Annotated in this window: 13 protein-coding genes; 7 read left to right on the forward strand and 6 right to left on the reverse strand. The window is 42.4% G+C overall.

Features of this window, described 5'->3' with window-relative positions; all coding sequences use genetic code 11:
- Positions 1–120 precede the first annotated feature (120 nt).
- Positions 121–951, forward strand: a complete 831-nt coding sequence (locus J2746_RS14955) for a response regulator (protein WP_342451804.1) — start codon at positions 121–123, stop codon at positions 949–951.
- Here J2746_RS14955 and J2746_RS04595 read toward each other — a convergent pair.
- The 4 genes from J2746_RS04595 to J2746_RS04610 form a co-directional block, all read right to left on the reverse strand.
- Positions 948–1,334, reverse strand: a complete 387-nt coding sequence (locus J2746_RS04595) for a 5-(carboxyamino)imidazole ribonucleotide mutase (RefSeq protein ID WP_209616986.1) — start codon at positions 1,332–1,334, stop codon at positions 948–950. The two genes, J2746_RS14955 and J2746_RS04595, sit on opposite strands and share 4 nt — an antisense overlap.
- Positions 1,335–1,343: 9 nt before the next feature.
- Entirely contained in the window at positions 1,344–1,631 is a 288-nt protein-coding gene (locus tag J2746_RS04600; RefSeq protein ID WP_209616989.1) for a chorismate mutase, read from the reverse strand.
- A gap of 89 nt (positions 1,632–1,720) precedes the next feature.
- Positions 1,721–2,587, reverse strand: coding sequence for a shikimate kinase (locus J2746_RS04605; RefSeq protein WP_209616992.1), 867 nt, complete (start codon positions 2,585–2,587; stop codon positions 1,721–1,723).
- Positions 2,588–2,734: 147 nt separating this feature from the next.
- The gene (locus J2746_RS04610) at positions 2,735–3,304 is read right to left on the reverse strand and encodes a hypothetical protein (RefSeq protein WP_209616995.1); all 570 of its coding nucleotides are present in this window, start codon (positions 3,302–3,304) and stop codon (positions 2,735–2,737) included.
- Between the two features lie 549 nt (positions 3,305–3,853).
- On the opposite strand from J2746_RS04610, the gene J2746_RS04615 reads away from it, so the two are divergent.
- From J2746_RS04615 to fdhD, 6 genes are read left to right on the forward strand one after another with little or no spacing between them, the layout of a single operon-like run.
- The gene (locus tag J2746_RS04615; RefSeq protein WP_209616998.1) at positions 3,854–4,873 is read left to right on the forward strand and encodes a 4Fe-4S binding protein; all 1,020 of its coding nucleotides are present in this window, start codon (positions 3,854–3,856) and stop codon (positions 4,871–4,873) included.
- A 2-nt stretch (positions 4,874–4,875) separates the two neighbouring features.
- The gene (locus tag J2746_RS04620) at positions 4,876–6,630 is read left to right on the forward strand and encodes a formylmethanofuran dehydrogenase subunit A (protein WP_209617001.1); all 1,755 of its coding nucleotides are present in this window, start codon (positions 4,876–4,878) and stop codon (positions 6,628–6,630) included.
- Positions 6,631–6,635: 5 nt separating this feature from the next.
- Entirely contained in the window at positions 6,636–7,445 is an 810-nt protein-coding gene (locus J2746_RS04625; RefSeq protein WP_209617004.1) for a formylmethanofuran dehydrogenase subunit C, read from the forward strand.
- Between the two features lie 10 nt (positions 7,446–7,455).
- Positions 7,456–7,845, forward strand: a complete 390-nt coding sequence (locus J2746_RS04630) for a molybdopterin dinucleotide binding domain-containing protein (RefSeq protein WP_209617009.1) — start codon at positions 7,456–7,458, stop codon at positions 7,843–7,845.
- A gap of 1 nt (position 7,846) precedes the next feature.
- A complete protein-coding gene (locus J2746_RS04635) occupies positions 7,847–9,160 on the forward strand; it encodes a formylmethanofuran dehydrogenase subunit B (protein ID WP_209617014.1) in 1,314 nt (437 codons plus the stop codon).
- Entirely contained in the window at positions 9,157–9,984 is an 828-nt protein-coding gene (fdhD, locus tag J2746_RS04640; protein WP_209617016.1) for a formate dehydrogenase accessory sulfurtransferase FdhD, read from the forward strand. Before J2746_RS04635 ends, fdhD begins: the two co-directional genes overlap by 4 nt.
- Here the strand turns inward: fdhD and J2746_RS04645 are convergent.
- Both J2746_RS04645 and J2746_RS04650 read right to left on the reverse strand, forming a co-directional pair.
- Positions 9,981–11,786, reverse strand: a complete 1,806-nt coding sequence (locus J2746_RS04645; RefSeq protein ID WP_209617018.1) for a hypothetical protein — start codon at positions 11,784–11,786, stop codon at positions 9,981–9,983. The two genes, fdhD and J2746_RS04645, sit on opposite strands and share 4 nt — an antisense overlap.
- Positions 11,767–13,218, reverse strand: coding sequence for a hypothetical protein (locus J2746_RS04650; protein ID WP_209617019.1), 1,452 nt, complete (start codon positions 13,216–13,218; stop codon positions 11,767–11,769). Before J2746_RS04650 ends, J2746_RS04645 begins: the two co-directional genes overlap by 20 nt.
- Between the last annotated feature and the right edge of the window lie 36 nt (positions 13,219–13,254).

Raw genomic sequence — 13,254 nt, forward strand, 5'->3', positions numbered from 1 at the left:
ATTAGGTATTTATAATAAAAACAGAAATATATAATTGAACTGAAACTAGTTCTTACTATCAGATAAAACGAATCAGGAGTCCTTAGCATCACATCTCCAACTGACAATCCGAAAATACTCATCGTTGATGATGAGATCATGAATATAGAACTGCTCAGAGCATATCTAGAGGATGATTATTCCATCGCGTCCGCCACAAATGGAAAGGAAGCACTTGAACTTATACCTGTGGAAAAACCTGATGTAATACTTCTTGATGTAATGATGCCTGATCTTAACGGATATCAGGTCTGTGAAATATTAAAAAAGGACCCTGAAACACAGTTCATACCTGTGATAATGGTAACCGCACTTTCCGGTAGAGATGACTGGATATCAGGCATTGAAGCCGGTGCGGATGAGTTCCTGACAAAGCCAGTGAACAAAATGGAACTCCTGACAAGAATTAATTCATTGTTAAGATTGAAGAAAATGCATTATGATCTACTGGAAGAAAGAGATAAGCTCAATCTCCAGAACAAAATACGATCCGTGCTTACACAAATTATCCCCACATTACTTAGAACGCTTCCTGCAGAGCAGAAAAGTATTGTAATCCACCAGATGATAGACATGGTGGTGGAGTCTATTCTTGAGAACACAGACCCTGATTCCAGCGAAGAAGGCCACGAAGGAATCGGAGACATTTGCTGCCAGATCATTAATCAGCTTGGTGCCGACTTCGATTCAGAAAAAATTGATGATGGCAATACCATAGTCCACATTCATGGAAATGTGTGTCCATGGGGGAAAGAAGAAGCTCAGCTCAACCCCATACTATGTACAATTTCAAGAGGGATTTTCTCAAGGATCCTTGACATTTACGGACAGGACCTTGAAGTCGATGCTCTCGAAACCATGGGTAACGGGGATGAGCAATGTTTATTCCAGCTTAATAAAATAGAATATTAGATAAGATCCAATATTCTTATTGCGAGATAGGCTGCATTAGCACCATTGTCCACTCCGACACTTGCCACCGGTACACCCGGAGGCATCTGTGCTGTGGAAAGTAAAGCATCAAGACCCATCATTTTTGCACTTACAGGAACACCGATAACCGGTTTTTTTGTTTTTGATGCTATAACACCCGGAAGTGCAGCAGACAATCCTGCAATGGCAATGTATACTTTTGAATCGCTTTGAGAAATGTACTCTTCAAGTTTGTCGGGATTTCGATGTGCCGAAATGACCTGGACATCGTATGAATAATCTGTGCCATCCAGCACTCCTGTCACCCTGTTCGCTATAGAACGGTCTGATTCTGAACCCATTATTACTGCAATATCAACCATGTTAGTCACCTAAGGAAGATTTCCTTCACCACTCAGCTCATGCTGACGTTCTATGTTCATCTTAATCAATATATTGAATATTTCTTTTACCGCAGAAACATCAAGATTCATCTCAATTGCAGCGTCGGCTGCACGATCCAGAACTACCGAGTTCTGTGCCGAATCATTGATACTGATATGTTCCTGTTTCTTAGCCTCAAGTACCTTAGCAGCCATACCTACACGCTTATGGATAAGCTGCATGATCTCGCTATCAATCTGTTCTATTTCGGTACGTACTTCTTTGATAGTGGACATGTATACCCCGCATTTTAAAATATCTGGTTATCATTTTAGATAATTGAATGTAATTATAATTCAACACTGGTTGAGTTTCAGGCACTTTCTTATGTACCCTTGTGAGCACCTTTATTGTTTACTTTGGTCCTTATCACGTTTCCGCTGACATCATAGTCTTTCCAGGCATCTTCAAGCAGACCTGCCTGTTCATCATTTACAAGTGCAACATATGAAGGACCTGTTCCCGAAAGTGTTACACCCTCTACTCCAATCTCAAGAGCGCGCATCAGGAATTCAGGGTCAAAACCAAGGGCACCGCAATAAAGAAAGCCGTTAAGTGTCATTGCTTTTTCAAAATTATCTTCCATTGAAAGGTCAAATGCCATATCAACCCACGGTGATATCATTCTTGAACGGTCAACATTGGTACCTGAACTGAAAGATCTTTTTTCAGGTGCGAAGATCATTACTTCATATTCATGCTCCGTCCTTTTCAAAAGTTCCATTGTTTTGTTGTCAGTTACTACGAATCCTCCATAAAAAGAGGCACATGCATCATCAAGTGCTCCGGTAATGGTTACCTTTGAGTCCAGAGCTGCCCGTACACCCATCTTAACAGTATCAAATGGGTCAAGTTCCTCACCAATGGCATCCAGCGTTGCAAGAATAGATGCATTTGCTGCCGCACTGCTGCTTTTCAGCCCACTTGCAAGAGGAACTTCAGATCTTGTAATTACAGTTCCTCCCATTTCAAGGCCAAAATATTCGAGCACATATGATACTGATCTCTCGATAAGTTGTGTGTCAGCATCCGGCATCCCCTGAATGGTTCCACTTACTGACGATGTATCGTCTGTCAGCTCCACATCAGCAAATGTTTTCAGATCGATACCAAAAGCCGCACCTTTCCATGTAGCTATTGCATTGATTACCGTACCTGCACCAAGTGCATAAGCACTTCCTTTTACTGCCATTGTGAAATTCCTGTTATGTTATTACATAGCAAAGATGCAACAGTAATGTTGCATGACTTCGCTTAATTAATTTTACAATACCAGTACTGTAAACTATTAAAGAATAATGTTTAAAAGAATGGAAAATGAAATATTATGCAGACATCATCAATTTGCCTTTGGGGTCAGGATCATTTCCTTAAGTCTGTTATAACAACCCCTGTACGAATCCTCCATTTCAGTAGACCGGACATCTTTATGAGGAACTTTTTTCTTGTCAGAACCTGACAGACATTCATCAATCTTTTCTTTAAGATACTTTGTACCGTTCTCCGCAGGCAATAATTCAAAAAGGAACTTGCTATCATGAAAATCAATTCCTTCATTCTTGAAAACTTCGCGACAGGAAGCCGAAAACATCAGAACACCATTTGATACGGGACCATAGAACTTAATTTTTTCACATGTCTCATTCTTTAGATGTTGCGCAGACCTGTATACATTGTCGTCCTGAAGTGTAACAAGCACATTGAAACTTTTACTTTTTTTCAGTCCCGGAGGTAACGTGTCCGGAAACAATACTTTAGGTTTCACACCCATTTGCTCAAGATCAGTGACCAGTTCCTCAGACCTGGAATCACTCACAACGATGATAGCATCTATTGTCTTATCTTCTGCCAGTATTCCTGCGATCTCTTTTTCATATTCCATACATCCTATTATACTCATCAAAGGCACATTCCCATCTCCTCAAAACTCAGGCCATGTAAAAACCGATCAATGATCGACAATATAGATTAAAAATAAAATAATTCCTACAGACCAAAAATATATACCCAATACAATATGGGTAAAGTAGTAGTATATAAATCCTCCGAAAAATATGTCAATTATTAAAATATTTATATTGTCTGCGAGAGGAGAGTCCATACATTCAAAAAATACAAAAAACAACAACAGGTACAAACGATACTTTTATAACAAATACGTGTCACTATATTTTACAATTCTTCGTCCCTTACGGGTCGGGGACAGCTTAAGTATAGTGACACGATCATTGAGTATCAAGATTGTAAGCAAGCTATCCCGAACGGCTTTTCCCTGAAAGGTGGCTTGTTGAAAAAGGCGTATTCATGCCCGCAAACACAAAAAGTGCTTGATTGAGAAATGTTCTTTAGTGGCCTCAGTAATACTGATATCTGCATATTCTGCAGAACTGCTGCAATCTTTCACAAGACATGACCTGGAAGCATTTGTATTCATAGGCAGGATTACGGAGAAGATCAAATGAACGAAGTAGTGTTTGGAGTAAAAGACGACAAGCAACTTGAATACACTCCTGAGAAGTGTATCGGTTGCGGAACGTGCGTAATGGCATGTCCTAAAGGTTCATTAGTTCTCGGTTCAGTGGGAGCCGTAGCCAGAGGACTTATTGACAAAGATTTCCTTGAGAACCAGACAGAACTCTGCATTGTATGTGGAATCTGTGCAAAGACATGCCCAACAGGTGCACTCGAACTGAAACAGGCCGGAGAGTCTGTAAACGATAATGCTTACATAAGCGTTGCACTTAAAGAAACAACAGTCAATGACAACTGTGTACACTGCGGACTCTGTGAACAGATCTGTCCCCAGGGTTGCATTGAGGTCAAGCAATGGCTTTCAAACGATGGAAGTGCAAGTGTTGACGGTGAGACCATAATTGACACCGAATGTTGTATACACTGTGGATGGTGTGCAGAAGTCTGTCCGGCTGAAGCTATCAGCGTTGAAAAGCCATTTGAAGGTACATGGGTTCAGGATGAAGACAAATGTACTGCATGCCGCAGCTGTGTAGATGTCTGTCCATGCAATGCACTGTTCAACCCTGACTGGGAATCCGGAGAGAGGGTCAACAAGGTTGCACAGCGTGCTGATGCATGTATATACTGTGGTGCATGTGACATGGCATGTCCAGTAGAAGCTATTGCAGTTACAAAGACAGCAATCATTCCGGAAGCTGACAAGAAGACACTTCTTGAGAAGAAACTGCTTAACAAAGAAATGAAGAGACCGACACTTACATCAACACTTGTCATCGACGAAGATGCATGTCTTGGATGTGGCAACTGTGTCATTGTCTGTCCTGTGAATGCAACCGATGATGAGGTTGGAGCAGGATACCTGAACGAAGTAGATGCCAAGAAAGTCCTGGAAGTCAGGAACGGTGTGGCAAAGGTCGTTAACCAGGACCTCTGTGGTTCAGACGGTGCATGTGCTATGATCTGTCCTGTAAGTGCCATTACGCTTGAGAAAAGGGAGGAATAATAATGGCAGGAACTATCGCAATCAAGAACGGATATGTTTACGATCCCCTCAATGATATAAACGGGGAAATGATGGACATCTTCATCAAGGACGGAAAGGTCGTAACAGAACTTTCCGGTGCAGATATGAAAGATGTCAAGGAAATTGATGCAAAGGGCAAGACCGTTATGCCCGGTGGTGTTGACTCACACTCCCACGTAGCCGGAGCAAAGGTCAACGTAGGTAGGATGATGAGACCTGAGGATCACTACAGGCACTACCAGAAGAAGACACCTCTTGCACACTCAGGCTGTGGATACAGTGTTCCTTCAGTATACCTTGGAGGATATGAGTACTCCAAGATGGGGTATACAACTGTTTTCGAGGCTGCGGTCCCACCAATGGAAGCACGTCACACACACGAGGAAATGCGCTCAACCCCTATGCTTGACATGGGTGGATATCTTGTACTGGGTAACAACTGGTTCCTTATGAGATACTTCAAGGAAGGAGACCTCGATAAGGCGGCAGCATACATATCGTGGATGATGAGAACCCACAAGACATACGGTATAAAGTGTGTCAACCCTGCAGGAGTAGAGAATTGGGGATGGGGAGAGAATGTAGGAGCTCTTGACCAGGCAAACATCCACTTTGAAATAACACCTGAAGAGATAATCAAGAGCCTCACAGAGCTTAACGAGAAGCTCGGTATCCCAATGCCAGTGCACCTTCACGCAAACAACCTTGGTCACCCCGGATGCTGGGAGATCACAAGGGATTCACTAAAGATCCCAAAGAACGTCAAGGCAAAGCCAAACACAGACGTCGAGTGGGCAGAAACAAAGAAGAACGCAAAGAGGCACGAATCAGTATACCTTACACACTGCCAGTTCAACGCTTTTGGCGGTACATCCTGGAGAGACTTTGAGTCTGGTGTAAAGGGAATCACTGATTATGTCAACAATGCTGATCACGTTGTAATGGACAGTGGATGTATACCATTCGGTGACGCAACAGTCATGACCGGTGACGGTCCTGCGATCCACGATCTCTACGTACTCACAGGCCACAAGTGGTCCAACACAGATGTAGAGTGTGAGTGCGGATCCGGTGTACTTCCATTCGAATACCTGAAAGGCAACCCTGTACACAGTGTACAGTGGGCAATGGGTCTTGAGGTCCTTCTCTACGTCAAGGACGCATGGAAGAGCATCATGACAACAGACAGTCCTAACGGCGGACCATTCACAAAATATCCACAGATCATTGCATGGCTTATGTCCAACAAGGCAAGACAGGATACATTTGCAGAATGCCACAAGTGGGCACAGGACAGAACTGACCTTGGTGCAGAGACAAGGGAAATGGATCTCTTTGAGATCGCAACAATTACCCGTGCAAACCCTGCAAGGACAATCGGTATGTCATACAGGAAGGGTACGCTTGGTCTCGGTGCAGACGGTGACGTAGCAATCTATGACATCGATCCAAAGAGCCTCGAGGTCAACGACTACGAGAGCATCATAAGAGGATTCGAGAACGCAGCATACACCATCAAGGCCGGTGAAGTTGTCTCCCAGATGGGTGAGATCGTTGCAATTCCTGAGAAGAACACTTTCTACTCTGACATCGCAACAGATGAGGACGCAGAGAAGAGCATGCTTCAGGATGTCAAGAAGTGGTTCAAGTACTACACACTTGGTTTCGAAAGATACCCAACACCTGACAAGTACCTTGCAAACCCAACACCAATCCAGGTCAATGCGGAGAAGTGATTTTAATGGCAGACGTAATTCTCAAACCAACAGGAAATTTCGACCTTACCGTAGAGGCAGAGGTTGTCACACCTGACAACTTTGCCGGAAAAAGTGCCGATGAGATCGGAAAGTTACTCGTCTGGCAAGGTCCTGCAGAATACCCGCTTTCAGATTACTTCTCAGTAGAAGGAAACGGCGGAAGCTCAGCAGAAGACACAACCATCATTATCGATGGGGACATCCCAAGGGTCAAGCGCATAGGACAGGAAATGACTGCCGGAAAGATTCTGGTTAAAGGTTGTGCAGGCATGCACACCGGCAACACAATGAGCGGTGGAGATATCATTGTTGAAGGCGACTGCGAGTCTTGGGCAGGTATGGACATGACAGGTGGTTCAATCCACATCAAAGGTAATGCAAAGGACCACATCGGCTGTGCATACCGTGGTAGCTGGAAAGGAATGACAGGCGGACGTATCACTGTAGACGGAGACGCAGTAAGCCAGGTAGGTGGCGGTCTTGCCGGCGGAGAGATCATTATCGGCGGCAGTGTTAAGCACTTCTGCGGAATCCGCATTAACGGTGGTCTCATCGTTGTAAAAGGAAATGCATTCAGGACTGTCGGAGCAGAGATGACCGGTGGTACTATCGTTGTCGGTGGTTGCATTGAGAGATTCACACCAGGATTTGCAATGGAGGGTGTTGAGTCAGACCTCAAGTTCAACGATATTGAATGTCCCGGAGAATACAAGAAGTTCACAGGCGACTATGCCATTCCACAGAAAGGAAAGGGCACACTTTACGTATCCTGTGACAATAACGAGTGTCTGTGAGGTGTAAATTATGGAAGCATTACTCAACACAGGAAGTACAATTGATGAAGGAAGGCTTGCCAAAGGTGGCAACAAGTATTCCGACGATTACACAAAAGAATGTGCGGTCTGCTGGATGTGCGCAGAAGACTACACTGCTCTCGGGTGCCCTGGAAAGGTATCAGTAACATCCAGAGACGGAAAGCACACAGTTGCAGTTTATCCAAAAGTAACCGAAGCAATGAGATCAGGACAGGTTTTCATTCCGAGGTCCATCTGGGCAAATGTAGTTGTTGAGCCTGACACATTCTCTACAGGTTCACCACGTTACAAGGGAAGCCCTGTTACCGTTGAACCTACCAATGAAGAGGTTCTCAGCGCCGAGGATATTGTCCTGAAGCTGTACATGGGAGGCGAATAAAATGGTCTTTAAGAACATTATCTGCCCTGTTTGCGGAGGTTCATGTGATGATGTCCAGGTAGATCTGGATACTAAGAACCGTACAATTGATGTCCAGAACGCATGTAAGATGGGTAACGCAAAGTTCCAGGAAGTTGTAAGTTCACACAGAATCCTGAAACCAACCATCAGAGAGAACGGAAAGGTAAAGGATGTTAGTTGGGAAGAAGCACTTGAGATGTCAGCAGATATCCTTGTAAATGCAAAACGCCCAATGTTCTTCCTTGGAAGTGAAACATCCTGTGAAGCACAGGAAGTAGGTCTTCACATTGCTGAATACCTTGGTGCACCTGCAGACTCCAACGCAACGATCTGCCACGGACCAACTGTCATGGGTATCCAGGAATCCGGTATGGTAGGAGCTACCGCCGGTCAGGCAAAGAACAGAGCCGACATGATCGTCTACTGGGGTGTCAATGCACTGGAATCCATGCCAAGACACATGTCCAAATACGGTGTTTTCCCAAGAGGGTACTGGACAAAGAGAGGAAGATTCGACAGGACCATGGTCACAGCAGACCCAAGAGTAACCCCAACTGCTGTAGCATCAGACCTGCACCTTCAACTTAACCCAAGCACTGACTACGAGCTTCTCAGTGCAATGTTCACCATCCTTAACGGCAAGGAACCACACCCATCTGTCGAAGAGATCACAGGAATCCCAATTTCAGTGATGAAGCAGACAGTTGAGATGATGAAGGAAGCAAACTTCGTAGCTATCTACGTAGGTCTTGGGGTATCATCCTCATACGGTAAGCACAGGAACATCGAGATAGCTCTAAACTTTGTGAAGGAAATGAACAACTACACAAAGTGTAACATCGGTGCTCTCAGAGGTCACTGTAACGTAGCAGGATTCAACCAGCTTGCATCCTACCTTTATGGTTACCCATTCGGTCTTGACTTCATGAAGGGATACCCAAGGTACAACCCTGGAGAGACAACCTGTGTGGACCTTCTCAGGGAGAAGGATGTTGACGCAGCATTCATCATGTCCGCTGACCTTGTGAACCATATTCCTGCAGACTGTGCAAAGTACCTTGCAGACATACCAATGATCTGCCTTGACATTGCACCATGTCCATCAACCACAGCAGCAGATGTAGTTCTGCCTGGTGTGATCGATGCAATGGAATGTGATGGTACATTCTACAGACTTGACAATGTGCCTGTATACTTTGAACCATTCACAGATTCCCCATTCCCTGAAACAAAGAGCAATGAGGATACCCTTAAGCAGCTCTTTGCAAAGGTAAAGGCTAAAAAGGAAGCATGAGTGAGCACTGGTACTCAGAAAGGAAAGGGAAGGATGAAACCTTCCGGAAGGACGGGGAAAGTATTTCCTCTCCTTTTTACGTTCCCATAGAGTGCCTTGAAATCACTGAGAACAGTAAACAACACATTACTGTGGACGTTATTGTCGAGGAAAAGTTCGAACTTTTCGTGAATAACGTTCACGTAACCACTTTTTTTGCAAGTCCCTATGAACTTGAAGAACTTGCACTGGGATTTCTCGTCTGCGAGGGATTCATTGAACCTGATACACAGGTTGATTCCATAAAAATCGAAGAGAAATCTATTTTCTGTAAAATTGAAATTAACATTCCTGAACTGGAAGAACTAACGCATCTTGAGAGATGCGGAACAACATCATACCGCAAAGATGTTATTAAACAGATTAATTCTGATACTAAATTCAGCACCGAGGCTATCATACACGGAGTTAGCCAGTTAAAAGAACTTGGCAGGGCATGGCACAGCACCGGAGGTGCACATACTTCTATTATCTACAATAACCAGGGAGAAATACTATTCTTCTGCGAAGATGTTGGCAGAGCATGCTCCATGGACAAGGTTGTTGGAAAAGCCTTGATGAATGGCATCAATCTTTCTGAATGCGCTCTGGCTACTACCGGCAGACTGGCATCAACCATGGTTTCTAAAGCCATGAATGCAGGTATTCCTCTTATCTCAAGTAAAGGTGCAACCGTACGTGAGTCAGTAGAACTGGCTGAGAAAGCTGGAATGACACTTGTGGCTTTTGTGAGGGGAAAGAATCTATATGTTTATGCCGGGGAAAAGAGAGTGATTATTGATTAATCACTTGTCTCAATATAGCCAACTGTTTGATTTGTGTCATTTTCAGCAGATGAATTGGTGCTTTCATTACCCATTAAGGACACCGTACTATTCGAAGCCAGACTTTGATTATCACTGCCCAACGATTCATTTTCCATTACATCATCAGAGACAACTGTTTCCGTTTGGTTCATGGAATCGTCCGTATTGCTAAAATTGTCTGAAATATTAACATTCCCATCAACCAAAGAATTATTTTCTCCAGTAAGATTAGCTAAAACAGCCATTGGACCGCCATGGGTGAACACATATGCAATACCGGCAATCAATATCATCGCCACAAGGGCATATGAAGCCATTGTCATCATGTTCTGCTTCTTTTTCTTTTGAGCTTTTTGTTTAGCTACAACGTAATTTGTATTGAAATATCTGTCAAGGTTCTCTGCTTCATTAGTTGTCAACCTTGAAGACAGATCATGAGCTCTCAATTGCTCACTTATATAATTAACAAATATTATACCGCCAGTAGCAGGAGAACTTTTCACATTATTGCCAACAAATTTTAGCAATTCTACCAATTTATCATTGTCATAAGATGAGAGGACAGATGCTATATTTTTCCTGAATCTTTCCCCACTCTTGCCACCATATGGAAAACTCACATTACACAAAGCTGCCAATAATTCTTTATCTTCATTTCCATATATTCTACGAATGACATCCTTTATTACATAACTCCACAAACCTCTGTTTCTGAGAAGAACAATATCCAGCTTCTTTTTAACACCTGCATTTCTAATTCGCTCGAACAGACTTCTTAAAGCTTCATCCTCACCCATATAGGAAAACATGGAACTTTGGGAGGAAAGTTGTTTACTGTATAGAGCAATTATGTTAGCAACTATGGCTTCATTCGTAATTGGCATTTGTCGTATCTGAGTTGACCTTTCTTTAAATATCTGTGTCAGTATGGAAATATCATTTTTGTAAAGTTCAAACAACTTGTAAAGGGATTCACTGGTTGCAAAAATATCAAGAACATCCCATGTATAAGCTCTGAAAGCAAAGTTTTTAGTGTAAAATGAAAGACGATTTCGATCACTTACTTCCACATAGCTCTTTATATCACCTGTCTTTTCTCTGAAGACCCTTGGAAGTAACATGTAGTATTCACTGTACAGAGGAGATTGTTTCCATTTAAGAACATGCTCATCCAGTTCAAAATCCGGATTAGGTTCAATTGGACAGATGGAAATATCACTTTCATAAGGATACTGGGAAGCCATAAATTTCAGATCGGATTCCAGAGAATTACCTACCGTTGAAAAGATACTGTTTATTAGATAAACAGAGGTAGCTGCACTGGCAGACTTTACAGAGACTTTCTCATTAGCAAGTAATTTACCATATACATAGTCAACCATGGTTGTATCAGCGGTGAGTTCATTGAACCTTGAAAAATCATTTGCGTCATATTCTTCCCAGAGACCTACAAGCCTATACTCTAATTTCTGTAAATGGGCTATCTCTGTGGAAACAGTATCGTAGAATTGCATGATAAGTGTTGATTCATGTCCTGAGAATTCGGAATATTTTCCCACACATACAATCCTCTCTTCCCTACCACCTACTTCTTCAACCATGACACTGCATCCCAATATCAAAGTATTGCTGTTATGCAGTAGCTCAAAATACAGAGCATTCCTCTTGGAATCTATCTGCTTTGCCAGATTACTATATTCATTAGAATATACATCCCCATCTCCACTCAGGAGTTTACCGGTGGAATTGTAAACGTAAAATTCAGAAACCAAACTTGGCAATTTGTTCCACCCTCCATGGATAAATGTTCTTTATAGCTTCTTCCTGCTGGTCAACACTCTTCAGTGCATTTGCACTTACAGCATAGAAATGAATAGGTCCTTTTGTAGCCCTGTGTTTTATCTCTTTGAAAGTATCGATCTCAGTCAGCATTTCAAAAATTTCTTTTTCAATGTTAAGAGCATCCTTTGAAGTATCAATCACATCGTTAATGTTCTTTATCTTATCAGCTTTTGTGACTACAATAGCATAGGACTTACCATCCCCAAGCATTTCCATTATCCTTGAGTACTGACCAAACAAGCGCATCAGATGGCTTGCCCCATCCTCATGATATGAAACAATATGTTCACCATCTACAAGGAAAACAACTTTTCCCGCATTTTCAAGTTTCTTATATACATGTGCCAGAACCAATTGATCCAGAATATAAACGATCTCATCAGGATATTTTTCTTTCAATTCTTTAATGAACTCATGGTCACCGACCTTCTCACTAAAAGTCTCTTTATCAATCTCAGGAATCTGATTTTCTATTTCAAGAATAGCCTTGAAATAACCATCTTTTGTAAGGTTTTCAGTAAACTCACCACCATAATCTACAAAAGAGAATTCTATTGGTTTGATAGACTTTTTTCCCGTCAGAGTGTACATGGTGAGATCAGTTTTCTGATTACTTTTTGGCTGCCTTCCATTCTTTAGTTCAGCCAGCATGTTCTCTATTCTGTAATAATCCTCCTCCCTTGATGAAGAGAGGATAGTTTCACTCCTGCGACCATTGTAGTAGTGTACGAACTGATTGTACAGAGCAAGCAACAACAATGTTTTACCGGATTTTGAAGGACCATAGACAAAAACATCCGACGCCTTGATCCCATGTACGTATTTCATTAACAATGTATGAAGTATCATCAGAGCAAAGAAACTCAGCATTATCATGAAAAGATCGTTTGAGCCTGTAAGAGCATATTGAGGAATGTCCCTCATATCCTCTTCAGAAACCAGTTGAATGAATATTGCAAACAGGTAAACCATCATTCCCACAAAGAAGAGCTTTAAAAAGAAGCGTGTTCTTTTTGCAACAACGTCAAAGCGATTGTTCATGAATGCATGCAATATGAAACCTACCCCGGCAATTAAACCCGGAACCAGGCCATCAAGTCGCAAAATATTATCCTGTACCCAGAAAAAGTAAAGATAAGGTAAAAAGGCTGCAAGTAATAGTTCCCCTCCAAATCTGGATCTTTCCTCGAACAACATTCCCATTCCACTTGAAATGAACAAAGCTATGAAAAAACTCAATAATATAGCTATATACCACACCAGAGATGAGACTATCTGCTCACTTGTTGCAAGCAGAAATCCTGTTGATAAGGCTAAACACAACAAAAAAATAACCGGGTTGAATAGGTTTAGTTTCCCTCTTACCCTCATAGTTCCACCTTTTTTATTTAAGTTTGCCAGCCGAAT

Origin of the sequence: Methanolobus bombayensis (assembly GCF_017873415.1) — an archaeon.
GTDB lineage: Archaea > Halobacteriota > Methanosarcinia > Methanosarcinales > Methanosarcinaceae > Methanolobus > Methanolobus bombayensis.

What these genes read in the sequence shown, in the direction of transcription:
- J2746_RS04630 (WP_209617009.1), top strand. Translation starts at nt 7,456, where the DNA reads ATGGAAGCATTACTCAACACAGGAAGTACAATTGATGAAGGAAGGCTT.
- J2746_RS04605 (WP_209616992.1), bottom strand. Translation starts at nt 2,587, where the DNA reads ATGGCAGTAAAAGGAAGTGCTTATGCACTTGGTGCAGGTACGGTAATC.
- J2746_RS04600 (WP_209616989.1), bottom strand. Translation starts at nt 1,631, where the DNA reads ATGTCCACTATCAAAGAAGTACGTACCGAAATAGAACAGATTGATAGC.
- J2746_RS04625 (WP_209617004.1), top strand. Translation starts at nt 6,636, where the DNA reads ATGGCAGACGTAATTCTCAAACCAACAGGAAATTTCGACCTTACCGTA.
- fdhD (WP_209617016.1), top strand. Translation starts at nt 9,157, where the DNA reads ATGAGTGAGCACTGGTACTCAGAAAGGAAAGGGAAGGATGAAACCTTC.
- J2746_RS04615 (WP_209616998.1), top strand. Translation starts at nt 3,854, where the DNA reads ATGAACGAAGTAGTGTTTGGAGTAAAAGACGACAAGCAACTTGAATAC.
- J2746_RS04620 (WP_209617001.1), top strand. Translation starts at nt 4,876, where the DNA reads ATGGCAGGAACTATCGCAATCAAGAACGGATATGTTTACGATCCCCTC.
- J2746_RS04595 (WP_209616986.1), bottom strand. Translation starts at nt 1,334, where the DNA reads ATGGTTGATATTGCAGTAATAATGGGTTCAGAATCAGACCGTTCTATA.
- J2746_RS04650 (WP_209617019.1), bottom strand. Translation starts at nt 13,218, where the DNA reads ATGAGGGTAAGAGGGAAACTAAACCTATTCAACCCGGTTATTTTTTTG.
- J2746_RS04635 (WP_209617014.1), top strand. Translation starts at nt 7,847, where the DNA reads ATGGTCTTTAAGAACATTATCTGCCCTGTTTGCGGAGGTTCATGTGAT.